General features: G+C 41.0%; 18 protein-coding genes, 4 pseudogenes and 1 riboswitch. Of the genes and pseudogenes, 4 read left to right on the top strand and 18 right to left on the bottom strand.

Annotation, left to right across the window (positions count from 1 at the left end):
* Window positions 1-16: 16 nt before the first annotated feature.
* A pseudogene (locus JCM10519_RS22750) lies at window positions 17-773 on the bottom strand (exodeoxyribonuclease III).
* Window positions 774-925: 152 nt separating this feature from the next.
* Between JCM10519_RS22750 and JCM10519_RS22745 the strand changes: the two are divergent.
* Window positions 926-1237 (top strand): hypothetical protein, encoded by a 312-nt coding sequence (locus JCM10519_RS22745; RefSeq protein WP_054742105.1) that lies wholly within the window; start codon window positions 926-928, stop codon window positions 1235-1237.
* 235 nt (window positions 1238-1472) lie between these two features.
* Here JCM10519_RS22745 and JCM10519_RS22740 read toward each other — a convergent pair whose 3' ends face one another.
* The 13 genes and pseudogenes from JCM10519_RS22740 to JCM10519_RS22690 form a co-directional block, all read right to left on the bottom strand.
* Window positions 1473-1805, bottom strand: a complete 333-nt coding sequence (locus tag JCM10519_RS22740; protein ID WP_054742104.1) for an energy-coupling factor ABC transporter substrate-binding protein — start codon at window positions 1803-1805, stop codon at window positions 1473-1475.
* A gap of 1 nt (window position 1806) precedes the next feature.
* On the bottom strand, window positions 1807-2532 hold the full coding sequence (locus tag JCM10519_RS22735; RefSeq protein WP_054742103.1) for an energy-coupling factor ABC transporter permease: 726 nt from the start codon (window positions 2530-2532) through the stop codon (window positions 1807-1809).
* A gap of 283 nt (window positions 2533-2815) precedes the next feature.
* Window positions 2816-3002, bottom strand: a riboswitch (cobalamin riboswitch).
* 26 nt (window positions 3003-3028) lie between these two features.
* Window positions 3029-3865, bottom strand: a complete 837-nt coding sequence (locus JCM10519_RS22730) for an ATP-binding cassette domain-containing protein (protein WP_054742102.1) — start codon at window positions 3863-3865, stop codon at window positions 3029-3031.
* A gap of 107 nt (window positions 3866-3972) precedes the next feature.
* Window positions 3973-4680: a cobalt ECF transporter T component CbiQ gene (gene cbiQ, locus JCM10519_RS22725; protein ID WP_347845196.1), complete on the bottom strand. Its 708-nt coding sequence runs from the start codon at window positions 4678-4680 to the stop codon at window positions 3973-3975.
* Window positions 4681-4848: 168 nt separating this feature from the next.
* Window positions 4849-6488 (bottom strand): annotated as a pseudogene (locus tag JCM10519_RS22720) (ATP-binding cassette domain-containing protein).
* A 233-nt stretch (window positions 6489-6721) separates the two neighbouring features.
* On the bottom strand, window positions 6722-7357 hold the full coding sequence (locus tag JCM10519_RS22715; RefSeq protein WP_054742100.1) for a hypothetical protein: 636 nt from the start codon (window positions 7355-7357) through the stop codon (window positions 6722-6724).
* A 262-nt stretch (window positions 7358-7619) separates the two neighbouring features.
* Window positions 7620-9614 (bottom strand): hypothetical protein, encoded by a 1995-nt coding sequence (locus tag JCM10519_RS22710; RefSeq protein WP_054742093.1) that lies wholly within the window; start codon window positions 9612-9614, stop codon window positions 7620-7622.
* 244 nt (window positions 9615-9858) lie between these two features.
* Window positions 9859-10350 (bottom strand): carbohydrate ABC transporter permease, encoded by a 492-nt coding sequence (locus JCM10519_RS33120; protein WP_347845195.1) that lies wholly within the window; start codon window positions 10348-10350, stop codon window positions 9859-9861.
* Between the two features lie 64 nt (window positions 10351-10414).
* Entirely contained in the window at window positions 10415-10744 is a 330-nt protein-coding gene (locus JCM10519_RS33115; protein ID WP_347845194.1) for a hypothetical protein, read from the bottom strand.
* A 15-nt stretch (window positions 10745-10759) separates the two neighbouring features.
* Window positions 10760-11047, bottom strand: a complete 288-nt coding sequence (locus tag JCM10519_RS33110) for a hypothetical protein (RefSeq protein ID WP_347845193.1) — start codon at window positions 11045-11047, stop codon at window positions 10760-10762.
* 147 nt (window positions 11048-11194) lie between these two features.
* Window positions 11195-11698: a hypothetical protein gene (locus tag JCM10519_RS33105; RefSeq protein WP_347845192.1), complete on the bottom strand. Its 504-nt coding sequence runs from the start codon at window positions 11696-11698 to the stop codon at window positions 11195-11197.
* A 110-nt stretch (window positions 11699-11808) separates the two neighbouring features.
* Window positions 11809-12252, bottom strand: coding sequence for a hypothetical protein (locus JCM10519_RS22695; protein ID WP_054742091.1), 444 nt, complete (start codon window positions 12250-12252; stop codon window positions 11809-11811).
* Window positions 12209-13519 (bottom strand): extracellular solute-binding protein, encoded by a 1311-nt coding sequence (locus JCM10519_RS22690; protein WP_054742089.1) that lies wholly within the window; start codon window positions 13517-13519, stop codon window positions 12209-12211. The genes JCM10519_RS22695 and JCM10519_RS22690 overlap by 44 nt, the downstream gene beginning before the upstream one ends.
* Window positions 13520-14831: 1312 nt before the next feature.
* Here JCM10519_RS22690 and JCM10519_RS22675 point away from each other — a divergent pair.
* From JCM10519_RS22675 to JCM10519_RS22665, 3 genes are all read left to right on the top strand, one after another.
* Window positions 14832-15638 (top strand): histidine kinase, encoded by an 807-nt coding sequence (locus JCM10519_RS22675; RefSeq protein WP_347845191.1) that lies wholly within the window; start codon window positions 14832-14834, stop codon window positions 15636-15638.
* On the top strand, window positions 15610-16326 hold the full coding sequence (locus tag JCM10519_RS22670; RefSeq protein ID WP_347845190.1) for a response regulator: 717 nt from the start codon (window positions 15610-15612) through the stop codon (window positions 16324-16326). Before JCM10519_RS22675 ends, JCM10519_RS22670 begins: the two co-directional genes overlap by 29 nt.
* A gap of 133 nt (window positions 16327-16459) precedes the next feature.
* A complete protein-coding gene (locus tag JCM10519_RS22665; RefSeq protein ID WP_347845189.1) occupies window positions 16460-16789 on the top strand; it encodes a PH domain-containing protein in 330 nt (109 codons plus the stop codon).
* A gap of 110 nt (window positions 16790-16899) precedes the next feature.
* Here JCM10519_RS22665 and JCM10519_RS22660 read toward each other — a convergent pair.
* The 4 genes and pseudogenes from JCM10519_RS22660 to JCM10519_RS22645 form a co-directional block, all read right to left on the bottom strand.
* Window positions 16900-17660 (bottom strand): annotated as a pseudogene (locus tag JCM10519_RS22660) (amino acid ABC transporter ATP-binding protein).
* 12 nt (window positions 17661-17672) lie between these two features.
* Window positions 17673-18324: pseudogene (locus tag JCM10519_RS22655) on the bottom strand (amino acid ABC transporter permease).
* A 67-nt stretch (window positions 18325-18391) separates the two neighbouring features.
* Window positions 18392-19237 carry a transporter substrate-binding domain-containing protein gene (locus JCM10519_RS22650; protein ID WP_054742079.1) on the bottom strand — a complete coding sequence of 282 codons (846 nt, stop codon included), beginning with the start codon at window positions 19235-19237 and terminating at the stop codon, window positions 18392-18394.
* Between the two features lie 335 nt (window positions 19238-19572).
* Window positions 19573-20949 carry a hypothetical protein gene (locus tag JCM10519_RS22645; RefSeq protein WP_347845188.1) on the bottom strand — a complete coding sequence of 459 codons (1377 nt, stop codon included), beginning with the start codon at window positions 20947-20949 and terminating at the stop codon, window positions 19573-19575.
* Window positions 20950-20982 lie beyond the last annotated feature (33 nt).

Here is a 20982-nt window from a genome sequence, read left to right as displayed (position 1 = left end):
TCCTGTCTGGTTCTCTCTATCGGATCACAAGCTCCACAGGGCAGTGGTCGGAGCCTAAGACCTGGGTATGGATGTCCGCGCTTAAAAGCCTGTCCTTTAAGCTTTCTGAAACGCAGAAATAGTCAATGCGCCAGCCTGCATTTTTCTGTCTGGCACTGAACCGGTAAGACCACCAGGAGTATATGCCTTCCTGCTCCGGATAGAAATAACGGTACGTATCAATAAATCCGTTTTCCAGAAGAACGGTAAATTTCTCCCTTTCTTCATCGGTAAAGCCTGCATTTTTCCGGTTGGTCTTAGGATTTTTTTAAATCGATTTCCTTATGGGCCACATTTAAATCACCGCAGAAAATTACCGGTTTTCTCTCCTCCAGCCCTTTTAAATAGGCAAGGAATGCCTCCTCCCAGGTCATCCGGTAAGGCAGACGGGCCAGTTCATTCTGGGAATTGGGGGTATAGCAGGTAACCACATAGTATTCCGGAAATTCGGCTGTGATCACCCGGCCTTCCCTGTCATGCTCCTCTGCGCCGATTCCATAATCCACTGACAAAGGCTCCTCCTTCGTAAATATGGCAGTCCCGGAATAGCCTTTCTTTTCCGCATAATTCCAGTACTGATGATATCCGGGAAGATCAAGGTCGATCTGTCCCTTTTGAAGCTTGCTTTCCTGGATACAGAATACATCCGCATCCACTTCGTTAAAATAATCCAAAAAGCCCTTTTCCACGCAGGCGCGAAGGCCGTTTACATTCCAAGAAATCATTTTTTTCATTTTTTTCACCTCTGATAAAAGATAGAAATAGTATATCATTTTCCCGTAGAATAAGAAAGGGATGAATTTATTTACCGGCCTTTGTGAATTTAAAATGGGTAATGCAAAAGGAAGCAGCTCTTCTGCATTTTTAATGATCGGAACAGGCACCGGTGGGTGTTTATGGTAAGGATGGCTATGCAGGAGAATTTCACAGCCTGTCATTTATGAATTTTAAGACTGGAAAAATTGACCAGCAAGGAAATGATTCCTCAATGACAGCTTTAATTGAAATTTATAATAATAAGATAACCTCGGAAGATAAAGCGATCTATGGGAGCGAAGTATGTGATAAATATTTAAAGGGAGACAAAACAGCCAAGGAAGCGATGGAGGAATATCAGAAGAAGCCTGGTTTATCGAAGCTGTCAAAGAAAAGTTTAAAAGCATATGCAAAAGCTATTTGGGAGACCAAGGATTTATAACGACTAGAATTGATAAATGTAACTATAACAATGATTCCAATATATTGGGCGCAATTATTAATGTAAATGAAATGCTTACATAATAAATATTGCAATCAGGAAATTTCAGTGCGGGTTGCCCTGGAAAAGATCTTAAGAATCTGGTGGAAGAGGGTGCCTCAAAGACGATTTTTCCTCTGAGACACCCTCAATCAGGTTCTTATCCTGGTCAAGCGGATATTCGCAATCCGCCTCGCTACCTGCTCATAACCGATTTCCCTTTTTCCTGCCACTTTTTCCGTTCCACGAACCGTCCCATAAAAAAGGCCAGGATGCCTACCCCGATACCGGTCTGGATACAAAAGAGCAGACTTTCCACTTCTCCGGGAAGCTCTCCGTCGATGAAGGTTTCCATCACCGGCGTAAACCATGGCTCATATGACCTTCCCTGGATCTCCGATATCATCTGGCTTCCTGCATCATCAGAACCGCCGAATTCGGCTCCCTTTAATGCAAAGAGGGGGACCGCTGCAATCAGAAAGGCTAAAATCAGGAGAGTTACTACGATCTTTTTATTTTTACTGGTCATATTACTGAACCTCCTTTGAAAATCCAACTGCTTTCAGCTCCGGAAGGGCATAAGTTTCAAGGGTGATAATGATCACTGTGGTAAGGATTCCCTCAATAATTGCAAGGGGAAGCTGAGTCGGTGCGAATACCCCTAAAAATTTAACAGCAGAAGCAAAGACGCCGCCTGTCTCCGACGGGTAAGCCAGCGCAAGCTGAATGCTGGTCACACAATATGTAAACAGGTCACCGATCATCGCTGCCAGGAAAATGCTGACCATTTTGTTTACCTTCAGCATTTTTAATAATTTATAAATTCCAAAAGACACGAAAGGACCTGCAATTGCCATGGAAAAGGTATTGGCACCCAGCGATGTAAGACCGCCGTGAGCCAGTAATATGGCCTGAAAAATCAGTACGATCATTCCTAGGATGCTGACCGCTGACGGCCCGAATAAAATGGCTCCAAGGCCGGTTCCTGTCATATGGGAACAGCTTCCTGTTACGGACGGGATCTTTAAGGATGATATGACAAAAATAAAGGCTCCCGACATGGCCAGTATGGTGATGGTCTTCCGGTTCTCCTGAAGCCTCTTCCTGATGGAGAAAAATCCTGCTGCCAGAAACGGCAGACAGACGGCTCCCCAGGCGATACAGTATCCCACAGGAAGGTACCCCTCCATAATATGCATTCCATAGGCGCTTGGAACAATTCCAAAGGCCAGGGCAAATGCGACGACAAGTTTCATGACTCTTTTTTTCTTTCTTACTCATTTTCATTCTCCTTTCTGTTTTCCCACCCAGCTTTATCAGGTGTAAAGGTATACCCGAAGGGTGTTCCAATAAAATAAGCACCAAATTCCGATGATTCCCACACATCAGACCGGCGCTTACGAGGCAAATCTTTGTACAACAAAAAGACTTCCCGGCATCCGGTCATCGCTCGTAACCGGATGCATCGCAGGCATAATTTACTTAATAAAGGCGCAGCCTGAATTTCGTAAATCAGCCGTTCGATGAGCCAAAGGCAAATCGAACTTCCTTATGAAAGGCAGGTCTTCTGACTCGTGCATCAACACAGCAGCTCCTCTTCCCGGTTTCCCAGTGATTTATTGAGCCCTGCTCCCCACTTACAGCGGCGGGACCGTAAGGGATTTACACCCTTTTCCCTATTATCCTGCGGAGAATTTTCACAGGCACCTTTCACATAATACTTTTGTATTGTAGCTGTTTAATAGCTTTCTGTCAATTTCTTTGTGCCTCCAAGAGCATTTCCAGCTCTCCGGCATCTTTAGGAGAGCTCCCGCCTGCTGCTAAAATGCGGTGCCTCACCAGACTGTTATAAACCTCCAGGAGGATGGGCCTTTTTAAATTGGCCTGACTTAATACATCCTCATCTTCAAACACTTCTCTCACCGGCCCATCGGCAATAATGCGGCCACCGGCAAAAATCACCGCCCTGTCTGCAAAACGGTATGCGAAATCCACATCATGGGTGGAAATCAGAAGAGTTTTCCCCATTTCATTCATCTTATCCAGAACCCCTTCCAGCATTTCCACATTGACCGGATCCAGGGAGGCCGTAGGCTCATCGAATATGATCACCTCGGATTCCATGGCAATGATATCCGCTATGCTGACCCGCTTTTTCTCTCCTCCGCTTAAATAATGAGGCGGCCTGTCCCTCATGGAACTTAAATTCATGTATTCCAGGGCATCCTCCACCCGTTTCTTCACTTCCTCTCTTGGAAGCTTTAGATTCATAGGGCCAAAGGATACCTCTGCAAAGACCGTAGAAGCGATGATCTGGTTGTCCGCATCCTGAAAAACGATACCCACATTTTTTCTCAGCTCATTTAAATCCTTTTTCCCTATTTCTTTCCCGCGGTAAAGGATTCTTCCGGAATCCGGACAGTATACCCCGTTTAAATTGAGAAAGCAGGTGGATTTTCCCGCACCGTTAGAACCGAGAACAACGATTTTTTCTCTTTTTCTTACGGTAATATTGATTTCCCTTAACACCTGTTTTCCCTGTCCATAAGAATAGCACAGGTTTTCTGCCTGCAAAAGAATTTCCTCCATCTTCCCGCACCTCCTTCGTCTGTAATCTCTGCCACACAATTAAACCAGCAGACGCACCCATACCAGGATCAGAAAATAACCGGCTGCAGTCCAAAGCTGCCACCCCTTTACCTTCTTTTCCTCCTCCAGAAACAAAAGTTCCCCGTCATAGCAGCGGGCGGTAAGCGCATCATAATAGATATTGGCCTTTTTTTTAAGGAAACAACGAACAGATTTCCAGCCGTATTTCCAAAGGAGCGGCAGGAGGTCTTAAAATCGCAGTAACCAAGCCTTGACTCGGCTGCCTGCTTCATATAACACTGGGTATCCATCATCACGAAAATGAACCGGTAAATCATGTTCATCAGCTCCAAAATTATTTTGGGAACATGAAGCCTTCGGAATACACAGATGATCTCACTTGCAGGAGTGGAAAGCACCAGCATGTACATGGCGCTTAAGGCTGCCAGCGCCTTTAAGATCAGTCCCAGGGCCAGCTCCGGCCCGCCTTCCGTCAGATACAGGTAAACCCCATGAACAGAAGCAAGCACCCGTCCATGGGGCACCGGCGACAGGTCAATGACAATGGCCGCTGTCCCCAAAAAGAGAAATGCAAGAGGGATCTTAAGCAGGCCCAAATAATTCTTCCAGGGAATCCCGCCTGCCAGTATGGTGACTGCGGCCATGGTCAAAAGCACCAGTACCGACACCTTTCTGTCATTTGCCCCGATACAAAAGAGCAGGGAAGCCACCGCCGTCACCGCCTTAAACTGGGGATTCCAGTCTCTCATAGAGGACGCATAGGCATAATAATCTATGGTATCAATGATTTTCACCTCCTTTCCAAGTCTGATTATACGTCATGAGGAAAAAATACGCAATAATTCCCGAAAAACCGGCAAACACCGGCACTTTCTATTCCAGGCAAAAAAAACAGACGCCCAAGTTCCGGCCTGATATTTCTCCTGCCAAAACTGCGGCGTCTGCCTAAATATTTATTTCTGCTATTCGTTCTCTTCGACCTGTTCTTCCGTTAAGGTAAATACCTGTCTCTTACGAGCCATTTCATCACTTGCCAGGTACTCGTCATAGGTGGTGATCTTATCGATCAGCTGTCCGTTTACGATCTCCATAATGCGGTTAGCCGTTGTTTCAACGATCTGATGGTCACGGGAGGAGAAAATCAGAACTCCCTGGAATTTTACCAGACCATTGTTAAGGGCTGTGATAGACTCCATATCCAGATGGTCCGTAGGCTCGTCAAGCATCAGCACATTAGCGCCGGAAATCATCAGCTTGGAAAGCATGCAGCGCACCTTTTCTCCACCGGACAATACCCGTACCTTTTTCACTCCATCCTCTCCGGCAAACAGCATACGGCCAAGGAATCCGCGCACATAGGTGGCTTCCTTTTCCGGAGAATACTGGGTCAGCCAGTCAACGATGGTGTCATCGTTATCAAACTCCGCTGTGTTGTCCTTCGGGAAAAAGCACTGACTGGTGGTAAGGCCCCATTTGTAATCGCCCTCATCCGGCTCCATTTCTCCTGCAAGAATCTTGAACAGAACGGTCTTTGCCATCTCATTGGGTCCCACTAAGGCAACCTTATCCTCACGGGTTAAGGTAAAGGAGATATTGTCTAAAACCTTTACTCCGTCAATGGTTTTTGATAAATTATTAACACTTAAAACCTCATTGCCGATCTCACGGGCCGGACGGAAATCAATGTATGGATATTTCCTGCTGGATGGTTTGATGTCATCCAGTTCGATCTTCTCCAGTGCCCTCTTTCTGGAAGTCGCCTGCTTGGATTTGGAAGCATTGGCGGAGAAACGCTGGATAAATTCCTGGAGCTCCTTGATCTTTTCTTCCTTTTTCCGGTTGGCTTCCTTCATCTGCTTTACCATAAGCTGGCTGGACTCATACCAGAAATCATAGTTACCTGCATAAAGCTGGATTTTTCCGTAGTCAATGTCCGCGATATGAGTGCAGACTTTATTTAAGAAGTAACGGTCATGGGAAACCACGATAACCGTATTTTCAAAGTTAATGAGGAATTCCTCAAGCCATGCGATGGCATCCAAATCCAGGTGGTTGGTAGGCTCGTCAAGAAGCAGAATGTCCGGATTTCCGAACAGAGCCTGGGCAAGAAGCACCTTAACCTTTTCTGCACCGTTTAATTCACTCATTTGTTTGTAATGAAGATCTGTCTCGATTCCAAGGCCGTTTAAGAGGTTCGCCGCATCGGATTCTGCCTCCCAGCCGTTCATGGTAGCAAATTCACCTTCCAGATCCGCTGCCTTGATGCCGTCTTCATCGGTGAAATCTTCTTTCATGTAGATGGCATCTTTTCTTTCATGATCTCATAAAGTCTGGCATTTCCCATGATAACGGTGTCAAGCACCTGGAAGCCATCGTATTTAAAGTGGTCCTGTTTTAAAAAGGAAAGCCTCTGTCCCGGCGTTATGACGATATCGCCGTTTGTAGGCTCCAATTCACCGGAAAGTATTTTAAGGAAGGTGGACTTTCCCGCGCCGTTGGCGCCGATCATCCCGTAGCAGTTGCCTTCGGTAAACTTAATGTTCACCTCTTCAAACAATGCCTTCTTCCCGAGTCTTAATGTTACGTTATGTGCACTAATCATCTTAAATTCCCTTTCTGCAATCTGGTTATCGTTCGCTGCGCCCTCCGGCTGCTTTCCCTTCCTGTTTCCAGTCCGCCTCCAGATAGCCAAAATCATCAAAATAGGGGTCCATTGGCCCCTTCTTCTGTCATCTCTATTATTGTACATGAAAATCCCGAATTTGCAAGCTTTTTCTACTCTTTACTTGACTTCCTTAAGTAAATGATACCTGCATATTCGGGATTTTAATCTTTTTACTTTACGGCTTCCACCCTTAAGGGGAAGTTGGATTTGCTTCCTGCATCATAGGTCACAGTCACATAGGTCACTTTTATCATAGCTCCGCTTCCGTTGCTGTCATCGGCAGCGGTTCCAAGCACATCGCTGTCCAGTCCCTCACAGTTGTCCTTTATAAACCCGATCTCTTCGCCGGATTCCGTTTTAATGGTAAAGGTGCTCATGGCCTGGTCTGTCACACTTCCGGTCACCTCCTGCACCTTCATGTTCTGCTGCCCGTCCAATACCAGGACAGGCTTGGCATTTGAGGCATCGGAACCGGAAATCTCTCCTTTATAGATAACGGAAACCTCCACCTTTGACTCCGACTCCAGCGCATAAGAGGTCTCCACTACCGTACCGCTTAAGTCGAAACTCATTTCCTTGCCGCCGCTCTCCACAGTCAAGCTCTCTAAGTTATCTCCAACCTTTTTGACCGTGCCCACCAGTATCTTAAATTCTGCCCCATTGCCCGGCGCTACCTGGCTTACCTCTTCTGTATTCTCAGAGCTGGGAGCTGTACTTTCCGTTACAGTATTTGCCACGCTTTCCGTATTCTTTGCCGATTTTCCACAGGCCGTAAATAAAACTGCTGCACAAACAGCCAATGCCATAATCCATGTTTTTTTTCATAAGCTTCCTCTTCTTTCTTTCCTAAATCACCTATGATTTCACATTAAGTATACCATCCGATTGTGAAAAATCTTTATCTTTTTTTCTTAATAAATTTTATAAATTGCCTAAAAATGGTAATTTATATGCTTATAGTCATGGGATTAGAGACTTTTGGCTTCACCAGCTGCGACTGCTTATGCAGCAGCCCATCTCCAGGTTAGAGATAACATATTATGAACTTAATGACATTCACGATATAGGTCAATGCTTTTCTTTATCTTCCCACAGATATTTCAAATTAAAATAAAGTCCCCAATCTTGATCATTGGCCCACGGATCAGCATAATTTGCTTCTATTCCATTTACTTCCATCAGATATAGGTATGCACAACTAGCACCTCCATCTTCATGAATCATACTTAGTACACCACGAAATGTCTTTTCTATCTTATCTCTATAATCTGCTTTTTTTACAGCCTTCATATCAGACTCATCATCTTTCATTACTGCCTTACTTCTTAGATACGCTATAGCCGAAAGCGCACTCCAATAGTGGGGAAATGTATCTCCATACAGCCTCTTCTTACCAAACCAAAATCCATCCCAATGTCTTATAGCTACTTCATTTAAATGATAATCTGGTTGTGAACCTTGGAATAAACCTAACACTTCCAATTGTTCTAGTGCTGCTTTCCTATATCTTTCATCACCAGTTATCATATAAAGTTCACACATATATATAGCGGCAGGTGCCACGATACTTTGCTCATACTTTACTTCATGGGAGGGGTAATGTTTCCCTGTTATGGCAATATTCATCCCATGTTCTTCATAATGTTCCAGAAGTTCTCCCGCCTTATCCTCCATGCCATTTTCTCTAAAAAGCTTTATAGATTCATACATAGGTATACCTATCGCATAAAACTTCGCTCCATCATCTTTATAATACGCCTTTATTACTTTATAAGCCAGTTCCAGATAGTACTTATCTTTCTTTAATTTAAATGTCTCTATAAACAGCAGGCTAATCCAGGGAAAGTTATATGGTCTTCTATAATCCGCATTACGTTGCGCATCATTATAGACAACACCTGTCTCTTCATCCATCAGCTCTCTTTTTACAAAAGTCAGAAACTTATCTAAACTTTGTTCTAATTTTTCATCTTTATAGTGTTGCAGATAGAGTGCCATTGCTACTCCCATTCCTACTCTCTCACGCCCTGCATTGTGATCTGGGAAATAACCATAATACTGGCAATTTTCTTCTGTATCATAAACCAGATATGCGCCATCCAGATAACTATTTGTATCGTAACATTGCTGCTTATCTGCTATATATTCTAATCGTTTCTTTGCCAATGTCATAATATCGGAGCATATTAAAAATCTAGCTCTAGCAGTTTTACCATTCCATATGATATCATAAATATATTCTCCAACTTCTGTGGGTTTTTCTTCTATCTTAAATACTCCATCTTCAAATATATATGGAATTTTTTTATTATTTCTGATAACTTGAATACTTTCAAAATTATCAGAAATTCCAATAATGCTACTCTCCTGCGAACCAGTGCCTACTTTTAAATTAAATCTTATACATTCATCACCTAATACTACAAAATGATCAGAAGAAATAGTGATAAAATCTTTATAATCACTGATTTTCTCCTCGAAATTTGCTTTATCTTCAAACCAGAATAATTCCCATGATATCGTATACGACTGCCCTGGTTTTAGATGAATATTGTCTGGGTGAAGTATAAAATCCCCGCGTTCATTACTGCTATTTTTGATATCTCTTTCTACACTATATCCTTTCAGAGAACCTTCTACTAATACTAATCCTAAATTTATATCCCCTCCACCCATTCGCAGTGCACAGATATAGCTGCTGGCACCACCACACCAAATATGAGTATTGCAGCACGTAGTAGTGCAGATAACCGAATCTGTATAATAATCTGGAAATGTCGTATAAATTCCCAGCATAGTCCCTACCGCGCATATATCATATTTAGTGTCATTGGTAAATGTATATGTTTCACGAAATGCTCCTTTTTCCGTAAACTTACGTGTTATGTCTACACTTAAATCTAATTCAGTCCTGATACTCCCCCAAGTATTCGTTCCCCTTACCCAGTTCATTTGATATTTATCTCTTGGATGCAATAATGATATTATTTTACCCCCGTTATTTAATTCAATTTTAAAATTTTCAGATGTATTTTCTATTTTATTATATTTTATACCTCTCATTCTATTACTCCTCTTCTTATCAATGCTTTTAAATTACCCACTCCTGTATATCTAAATAAAGGTACTTCTCCTTTATAAGGCGGTTTTTCCTATGTATTACAACCATACCAATGATGTGTTTTATATACTTAACTTTGTAAGATTATAGCTCCACACGAAGCTTATACCTTTTAATGTTCTCCATATCACTAACAGAATGATCTGTTAAAGAGAAATGTTTAGAACGTTTAAGACAGAATGGCATCTATTCCTTCACACCGCCCAGCGTAATTCCAGATACAAAATATTTCTGTAAGAATGGATATATACATAATATAGGCACCATGGAAATGAATATCTTCGCTGCATTTAAAGTAGTATTTGACATAGTAGACATTTGTTTTACTTCTTCTGCTGTCAAGGTGGAAGTATCTACCTGAAATACTAATTGTTTGATATAAGTCTGTAATGGATAGTGATCTGCACCTGTAGAAAGCACCAAGCCCTGGAAAAATTCATTCCACTGTCCAACTAAAGTAAATAATGCTACTGTAGCGATAACTGCTTTAGATAATGGCACTACGATTATAAATAGGATATACCATGGTCCGGCACCATCTACCATGGCAGCCTCTTCTAATTCTTTAGGTATTCCCTGAAAGAAATTGACCATGAGAATCAAGTTAAATACTGGTATACCACCACATACTGCCAGACCAAATACACGATTGGTCAAACCATAATCTTTCATGACCATATACCAGGGTATCGTACCACCTGAGAACATCATACAAAATATGAAAGTCCACATAAGCATATTTCTAGGCGCAAATTCTTTCTTTGACTTTGCAAGTGGATATGATGCTAATATAAGCACACTCAACGATATAATAAGCGCCAATCCTACTCTTTGAATCGATACCCAAAATGAGTGAAAAAAAATTCTTATCTTTCATAATCTCATCATAAGCATACGTAGTAAAATCTACAGGTACAAATCCAACTAATCCTGCTTCTGCTGCTGATTTAGAACTAAAAGAAAGTGCCAGCGTATATAAAAGTGGAAGGATGCAACTAAGCGCTAATATAACTAATATGACTACAAATAAAGCTTTAACTAAAAATGAGCCCAACGTTTTCTTTTCGACCACTATGTCTTCCTCCCCTTAGAAGATTCTATAATCTGCTTTCTTATAAGCGATATAATATGATGTAGATATAAGTAAAAATCCCACTACTGATTTTAGAAGACCCACTGCTGTGGCGAGTGAAAATTGAAGATTATTAAGACCCACTCTATAAACCCATGTATCTATTATATCACCAGTTGAATATACCGCTTGATTGTATAAATTATATATTTGGTCAAATCCAGCGTTTAATATATTGCCAAGGGCCAGTACGCTCATAAGTACGATAACTGATTTAATACCTGGAAGCGTGATATGTAACATTCTCTGCCATTTGCCGGCTCCATCTATGCTGCCGCCTCATATAGATTAGGACTTATTCCTGTGAGTGCTGCCAGATATACAACTGCATTAAATCCAAACTCTTTCCATACATCTGTACCTACAGCCATACCTCTAAATAGAGCAGGTTTAGTAAAAAAATACTGTCCTTGTAAATCCCAGACCCGAAAATATATTATTCACTGGACCATACAGCGCAAATACGTCTAATATGATACCTCCCATTACGACCCATGAAATAAAATGCGGCAGATACACTATGGTTTGTACCATTTTCTTAAAGAGTGCATTTTTAATTTCATTAAGTAAAAGTGCAAATGATACAGGAACTATGATATTGAGTACTAATTTCCATACAGCTATTATAATAGTATTTAAGAATATCTGCCTTACATCCCTCATCTCAAACATATACTTAAAATTTTCTAAGCCTACAAATTCCGAACCCAATATCCCCCTTCCTGGTTTAAAATCTTGAAATGCCATAAGAGCACCGAACATAGGCACTATATTGATGAATACCATCCATATAACTGCTGGAAATACCATTACCCAATATGTCATTGTAACAGGCTTTAATCCACTCTTTTTCCTATTAGTGACTTTTACAGCTGCTGCATTCTTTTTATCCATGCTGCCTCCTTATAAAGTAAAGTCCCAGGCATTGATTCAATTCATCAAACACACTGGGACTTCACATATCATATAGCGTTTAACTCATTCATGCAAATATCTTTGACGAATTATTTCGCTGCGTATTCTTTAACTTCTTTGGTGATTTCGTCTCCGCCTTCTGCTTTCCATTGCTCTACAAATTTATCAAATTCATCGACAGAAGATTCCCCAATGATAATCTTTAAGAATGTTTCATCTTCTAACTTCTTTAAGTTAGCCCATTTCTTTTCCATAGTAGTCGTTTGATTGTAGATCTTACTATATACTCTTTCGATATTGCCTGCTTCATCTGCTTCATTTACTCTTGCAGAGCCACATAGCATACTATAAATTCTGCCAAAGTTATCATCATCACGATTCCATGTAGCAATTCTTAAATCATCATAAGGTTCTAATTTAACATTCTTTAAAGAATCAAGATCTTTTGTCAGATTCTTATAGATCGTTTTATCATAGTCATCGGGTGCTTCACCATTTAATACTTTTTTTGAGCTGTGTAACAGTATATGCATTCTCATCCGCCGGAGACATAACTACACGCCCTGGATAATATTGTGGATCTACTGCCGTAGTATCAAAAGTAGCTTCATCACGAAGCAGATAGTTGTTTAAAAGCACTGCTGCTTCTGGATGTTCATAACCTTTTCTAACTACTAAAAAAGTAGATGTAGAATTGGCCATTTTAGGATACCATTTCCCATCCTCTGCCAGTGGCAATGCATATGCGATCCATGATGCTTCCGGATCATTAACCAATGCATCTTTTATGCTATATCCCTGCCACCAAGGAGTGAATAGTATACCTGCTTTTCCAGATTTCCATGCTTCATCTGCATCTTTTCTGGCACCTAACTCTTGATCAAGGGCTCCACTTTTATACATTTCCTGAAGCTTTGCCAAAGTCTCCTTTGTCTCTGGCGTTATAGAACCATATATAGGATCCCCATTCGTATCTTCGATCCAAAAGCCTGGCCATGCTTTGTAAGCTGAGAATATAGCATCAAATGTCAAAAGATTGTTTGCTGGTGAGAGGAAATTGTTGTAGAGATTATTATTAGCCGATGCTCCAAGGATACCTACTGTTTGTTCTCCACCCATCTTATTATCTACGAATGCTTGCGCTACCTTTTGTAAATCCTCTACAGTTTCAGGAACTTCAAGGCCAAGCTTATCCAGCCAATCTTGACGAATCCACATAAGATTGTAGCTATCTGCTTCTGGCGTAACTCCAGGAAGTCCATATAACTTACCATCCATTGTTGCAGTCTCGATCGCCTCGCCTTTCGTTGTATCTAAGACATATTTCATCGTATCAGAGGCATATTTTGCATATACATCTGTCAAATCTTCTATAAGATCAGAATCTGCCAGCTCTTTAAACTGAGTTTGGCCTACTCTCATGATATCTGGTAAATCATTGGAAGCTATTGCCAGATTTTGTTTTTGAGTATAATCATCACCATTTGCAGCCTGCCATTTGATCTTTATATCTATATTCATAACTTCTTTGACATACTTGGTATATTGATTATCTTCTACGGTTTGACCTGCTGGAAACGATTGCGTAGGATTGATACTTTGTACTATCTCCACAGTTACAGGCTCTTTATACTTACCCAATGCACTAGGATTACCACTCTCATCTACCGGTAGATTGGTACTTTCTGCGGTTTTGCCACTATTAGCAGTACTTGTCCTGCCTCCGCAAGCAGCCAGGCTTAAAACTGTCAGACTACCTGCAAACATCAATGCTCCATACCTTACGATTTTTTTCCTCATACATTTCCTCCATTCAAGATTAATGTTTTCTCGGAATCTTTCATACTTATTCCCAGAACCCATGATTAAATTTATTGCTATTGACCAATCAATGTATAAATAACGACCTTTACTCATACAAATACTTTACAACTTTTTCACAATTTTAACACTGTTTATTTTGATTTCATAGTGGATTTTTTTAGTTATATTTCTTTTGTTTTTATTCAAATTTTACTTTCAAAGCAAAATAGTCCACCTTTTTTTATTGTTTATGTCCAAACAATTGACTTAAAATATAGATTTTTGTATAATATAGGCAGTAATTTGATAACAGTTCAGCCTGATTTATAGCTTACAGACTGAACTGTAAAATGATTTATACTGCTTCCAGTCAAAATGCTGTATAGTATAAGGATTATTTACCATGAAGATCTTGCAGGTTTCTCTTAAGAGGCGCATTTTTATTTTTTGTTCATTACTGATATTGCTTAGTATCTCTACCTATATTTTTATCACATATCAGTTTATTAATAGTATGCGAACTAAGATAAATGATAATTATAGCCGTACTCTTTATGAAGCTTCCAATTCGCTGGAAGATGTGATATGGCAGCTAACTCTTACTTCTGAACAGTTATCACAAAGTAATGACATTAGGTCCAATCTTTTAGACTATATAAGTTCCGCTAATATTATAGATAAGAATAATTATTATGTAAATTTACGTAATACTATTAACTTGCTTACTATGCCAATGAAGACATTGGCCTTATATATATCTATGATACCAAAGATGATAAAGTAGTATTTTCCAGCTTTCCACTTAGCGAGGATTTGACCGTACGCACAGATAATGACTATTTATATCGTGGTGACGAATTATCCTTTATAGCACCAAGGCAAAGTCAAAGTCATTTTATTAACAGACCTGTCATTATTCTCAACAGAAGATTAAAATTAGATTCTGAAGATCGGTATATGATATCTATAGAATCTGGTTTCTATTCAATTTCTAAAATTTTAGGCAAAGCATACAGTTCCTTTGACGATATATACTTTAGGTCTTCCGATCAATCCAAGAATAATATCCAAAATAATACAAATATAAAGTATACCTATACCCATGCAGCTAATCAAGGCTGGATTATATATGGTACGATTTCCTATGATACTTACAATAAGGAATTGTCTTCTATTACCATTAACTTTTTAATTTCCAGTATACTGCTGCTTATTATTGTATCTATTGTAGGAATTGTATTTTTTTAAGAGTACTTATAAACCACTCACTTTAATAGAAAAGCAGTTAAATAGTTTTCTTTCTGATGATATGCAGAGCGGCGAACTGCAAACTAATATTCCTGAATATCATAATTTATTTGTACGTATTAAAAGTTTACAGAAAGAAGTAAATTATCTTTTAAACAAGACAAAAGAAGAGGAGAAAATCAACTACACGATACAGCTTGAAAAATTACGCAGCCAAATCAATCCTCATTTCATTATGAATACACTCAACACTTTGCATTGGCTGGCCTTGATTAATGATGAACCAGAGATAGATAATATCACTCAATCTTTATCTCATTTACTTAGTTATAATTTAGATAAAGATAATATAAGTACCACATTAAATAAAGAACTAATCACTATTACTTATTATGCCGATTTACAAAAAGTCAGATATAATTTTTCCCTCAATATAACCAAAGAACCTGATGATGATCTGCTAGATTATGCTTGTCCCAAGTTTATACTGCAGCCAATTATCGAAAATTCCATTTTACATGGATACAAAGACAATATGCAAATAAATATTCATGTAGTTGTACATGATCATATTACCATACATATTAATGACAATGGCACCGGAATAGGTGCAGATACCCTTAACAAACTAATCATCTTATATAATAGCAAACAGTATTGTAACAGGCCGTATATAGATTTAAAAGATGAGCAAAGCGACGAACACTTTGGTATCGGCTTATCATATATATTTCAATCGCTTGATGATTTCTATTCTGGCCATTATTGTTTTAATATTAGCAGTGTATATGGGGAAGAAACTCATATAGAAATCACCATACCTCAAATGAAAGGAGACTATGATGATCAAAGTTTTAATCGTAGATGATGACCCTATTACTCGTAAAGGGATCAAATTACTTATGCCATTTTCTTCTTATGCCATGGAAGTAGTCGCAGATGTATCAGACGGAAAGAAGGCATTAGAATTATTAAAGGATATCACAGTTGATTTAGTACTAGTAGATATCGAGATGCCTGTTATGGACGGTGTGACTTTTATAGAGACCGCGCGGCCACTCTATCCACATTTAAACTACGTTATTCTCACTATGCACACTGAATTCAATTTACTTCAAAAGATGCTTAGACTGGGGGTTATTGATTATATAGTAAAAACAGAGTTTGACAAAGAAAACTTTCACAGTATATTAGAAAGAATTGCAGGTAAAATTTCAAAACCTGATCTTGAACTTCCTGATAATTCTTACTCAAAAGAAACTACTCATGACATATTAAAAATCAAAAATTATATAGATAATCATTTTTCCAAGTCTATCATCGTATCAGATATGGCCCAAAAAGCCAATTTAAGCTATGGATATTTTAGCCATAGTTTTCGCGATATAGTAGGCGTTTCTTTTAGTGATTATTTAATTAATATCCGTATAGAAAAAGCTAAAGAATACCTCACTACGACCCATCAGTCCATCAGTCAGATATCCAAAGATGTGGGTTATACTGATGAGAAATACTTTAGCCGTGTTTTTAAAAAAAGTGACTGGTTATACACCTAGTGGTTATAGGAATAAATGTTTTTGATGTGTATGAATACTTGAAGAAGAATACAGGCTTAATCACAAACAAAAGAAAAAGGAGAAATGAGTATGATTGATTTTAAAAATGGTTCTTTTGCAAAACTAAAAAAAGGTGGATAATTCTACTGCAAGTGACGTTGCTAATCTTTTTATTCCTGGCGAAGAAATAATAGGATGCTATAAAGGAATCCGTGATTACATCGTTTTTACAAATAAGCGCATTATCTCTGTAAATGTTCAGGGAATGACCGGTAAAAAGAAAGACTATACTTCTCTGCCCTATTCCAAAATACAGGTATTTTCCGTTGAAACTTCTGGAGTATTTGATCTGGATAGTGAGTTGGAACTTTACTTTAGCAGTGTTGGAAAAGTGAAGTTTGAATTCACTGGTACAAGCGATATAGTGCAAATTGGTCAGCTTATAGCTTCTTATGCCTTGTAATATTGTAAATTGAAAAATAATACCCCCATATAGGAATTGTTATATTTCAATGTCCTATATAGGGGCAGCATTTCAACGGGTTCCTTGGGTTTAATAAAATTTTCTTATTCTCACCCTTCCCCATACCTCCCCAGAAAGCTCTGTCCGTACATTGCTTGAGGAAAATACTTCTTCCGGCCTTCCCTCTTCTACGATCACTCCGTCAGCCATAAAAATAATCCTGTCTGATATATCCCTGGCAAAGGCCATCTCATGGGTCACAATGACCATGGTAATGTGCATGTCCGCAAGGGACTTAATGACCTTTAGTACCTCTCCCGTAAGCTCCGGGTCCAGAGCGGAAGTCGGCTCATCAAAAAACAGGATCCTGGGGTTTAAGGCCAGAGCTCTTGCGATGGCTACCCGCTGGCGCTGTCCTCCGGAAAGCTGGCAGGGATATGCTTCTGCCTTATCTTCCAGTCCCATCTTCTTAAGAAGCTCCATTGCCTCAGAAAAAACCTCTTCCTTATCCCGTTTCTGCACATGGATCGGTGCATCGGTAATGTTTTTTTAAAACCGTCATATGGGGAAATAAATGAAAGTTCTGGAACACCAGGCCGTAATTCTTCTGTATTTCCTTACGCTTTTCCCCTTTGGCATAGACAGCCCTTCCATCAGGCCCGTCCCATGCGGCCTTTTCTCCAAGATAATTTAGTTCCCCTCCATCCATCTGTTCCAGCATGGTAGCGCACCGAAGCAGGGTGGATTTTCCCGAACCGGATGGACCGATGATGGATACGATCTCGCCTTCCTCTACCGACAGGGAAATATCCCGAAGCACGCCCTGGCCATCAAACGCTTTTTTCACATGGTTCATTTCCAGCAAGTACATCTTTTCTTCCTCCTATTGATAATAGTTCATCCGCTTTTCTAAGTATTCCATCCCTACTGCCACAATAAGGTTGAAAATATAATAAAACAGGCCTGCCGCCACAAAAGGAATAAGGCTGGTCTGGGAAGAGGCCAGGGCCTTGGCAGTCGCAAACATCTCTAAAACACTGATGGAAAAAGCCAGAGAGGTATCTTTGACCAGGGTAATGACCTCATTGGTCACAGACGGCAGAATCCGTTTCACCACCTGGGGAAATATGATGCGGAAAAAGGTCTGGGTCTTTGTATAGCCTAAAAGCTTTGCCGCTTCATACTGTCCCACCGGCATGGACTGGATCCCGCTCCTGTATATTTCTGCAAAATACGCCGCATAGTTGATGACAAAGCCGATGAATGCGGCCCAGAGGCGGTATCCATTCCCCACCTTTATGCCAAACAAATAGTAGGGGCCGAAATACACCACCATCAGCTGCAGCATCAATGGAGTCCCCCTCATGACAGAAATATAGAATTTAACAATGGCCTGTATGACAGGATTTTTTTGACATCCTTCCAAAGGATATTAAAAGTCCCAGGGGCAGAGAAAAGACCAGCGTTACCACAAATATCTGGATGCTGACCCACATTCCCCCTGCCAATTGTGAAATTATCTTCGTTAAAGCCATGATTTCTCCTCCATGTTTTCAAAATGAGGTCCGGCCCATAAATGCGGGACCGGAACCCATTTTATCTTTATTTATTAACCTTGGTTACATCCTTGCCGAACCATTTTTCCGAGATCTTTTTAAGAGTCCCGTCAGCCGCCATGGCGTCTAACTGTTCCTGAACCTGATCCCTTAAGGTATCATTGCTTTTCTTAAAGCCTACGCCGTATTCTTCAGCAGCAAGGGCTTCATCCAGTATAATAAAATCCGCTTTCCTCTGTTCGATCTGATACCCTGCCACAATTACATCCATTGCAATGGCATCCACCGCTCCCATCTCAAGATCCATAAACGCAGTGTTGTAATCCGGCGTTGTCTGAAGGGTTCCAAAGGTTCCGGAAAGCTTCTCATCTGCCTGCAGTGCCTTTTCTGCAGAGGAATCCGCCTGAACTTCTACGATCTTTCCTGATAAGTCAGCTAACGTTTTGATGCCGGAATCCTTTCCCACTACAAACACCTGGCTGTTTTCCATATAGGGCTTTGACCAGGTATAGCCTTCCTCACGTCCTGTAATAGTAAAGCCATTCCAGATGCAGTCAATATTTCCGGATTCCAGCTCCATGTCCTTGGCATCCCAGGCAATGGGCTGGGGAACAAATTTCCTGCCAAGGCGGTTTGCCACCTCCTGAGCCAGTTCTAAATCAAAGCCCGTGTATTCTCCATTGTCTCCAACAAAGCCCATGGGCGGGAAATCCTGATCAAATCCAACGGTAAATGTATTGGCAGCTGATTCTGTTTCTTTTCCAGTCTCTTTTGCTGTTGATGCTGCGGTATCAGAAGCCGTGGAAGCCGTAACTTCGCTCTTTTGCCCGGAACAGCCACTAAGCAGGACTGCCGCTCCCAACACTGCCGCTATTAAAATCTCTTTTTTCATAATTGCATCCTCCTCTTGTTTTTCATGTGTTACCATGGTAGCACACTAAAGTGTTTCTGTAAAGAAGAAATTTGCATTTATAAAAACAGTTTTAAAAAAAAGAACAAAAATAAAACCAGAATAAGAATTACGGCCAAAGCTCCCGCCAGGAAAACAGGGCCTGTTACACCTCCCTTCCTCTGGCAGTATGCTCCGGTTCTGCAAGCATTCCCCAGGGGCTTAACTCCAGGATTCCCAGGGGAATCCCGCCTAAATCCTCTCTTCCCATAAAAGACAGAAATTCCTTCCAATCCCGTTCTACAATCCGCTTTCCCTCTTTCCAGTCCTCCCTTGGATCATTTTTTTCCTTTGTAAAAAAAGGATCCGGAATCTTCCCTGTTTTCCAAATATTCCTTTTTCTTTAAGAACTGCTGATAGGCATGTCTTATTCCTTTGTTTGCTGTTTCAGCCAGATCCCTGGTGGTCTGATAGAGGTTCATCATATAATAATAGACCTTGTAAGCAGCTCTTGGCTGAAAGAGTGTATTTCTTCCTCCCTGCCTTTTCATAACGCCCTCAGACTGCTTAAACGCCTCCTGTATGTAAAAATCAATCATACGGTCTACCGACTCCCTAAGGTCAGAGGCAAGCCCTTTATTGATCCCGGAATAAGCTCCAAAGGTCTGGGATTTAATTGCCATCAATGCGGCCAGAAACCCATAAAGCTCCTCACTTCCTCCGGAAAGACCGGAGGTCCTTAATAAATTTCCCCTGTTGTTCATATACCCGGCAAATCCCTCAGCCGCTTCGAGATCAGCAGGAGAATAAACCGTATTTTTCCCCATGGAGGAAATGGAAGCCTGGGCGCCATGAGCCTTATCTGTCTTACTGCCGGGCATACCCCTTCCTTCCAGCACGGACAGAGGAGTCTCTCTTCGAATCCGCCAGGTATACCGGGGATCATTCTTTATCCGTCCTTCCCCGGCAGGCTGATAGATCATTCCCTGTTCTGCTTCATTTCCAGATTCATTTACCGGAGTTCTAATGCTGCCAGGCGTTAATTTAACTGTATCTCCGGCATTTTCCGGCTGTTCCTTAAAAACCCTTTCCAGCTCCCCGCTGCTTAAAGTATTTCCTGTTACACTGCGGTAAAGGGCAGCCTTTAAGGCCGATATGGAGCTTTGGGATCCGAAATTACCAAAAAGGGTTTCCAATTCTCCCATGCGGCCCTCAAGTACCTTTATAAGGATATCCGATAAAGCAGCTTCCAGGGCGGCAAGCTGATCCTCTTGCACTCCTGCTGTGGTATTCAAAAGAATGGCCTGGAGCAGCTCCTTATAAAGCGCTGCAAGGCCCTCCAGTTCCTCAGGAAACGGCTTTACAGCAGACGGACTCCACGCCAGGATGTCCTCCCATGCCAGATCAGCCTCTTCCTTCCCCCACATTTTATCAAGATCAGAAAGCTCCTCAGGGCTTAGTTTACAATAGGCACTTTCATCTGACAGGGCGGCAGTATCCCGGGGTGTCCTGGTTTCTCTCCTGTTTTCGCTGCCTTCCTCGTTCTTTTTCTCACGGTTTTCCTCGACGCTCCGGCTCAGTTCTTCCACAAACCGTTCACCGGCCTGGATCCTTCCCTTTATGTCCGCTTCCACCACAGCCCGCTGAATGTCTGCAGCCGCAGATTCACCTTTAGCAGCCGCGGCAGAGGGCGGGTCCTGTGCCTTTATCTCCATGTTTTCACCCCCTTTGGATCTTTTCTCAAAAGG

It is taken from the genome of Clostridium sp. NkU-1, from assembly GCA_001312405.1.
Note: the sequence above shows the minus strand (reverse complement) of the source record. Positions and strands in the feature narration are given on the sequence as shown.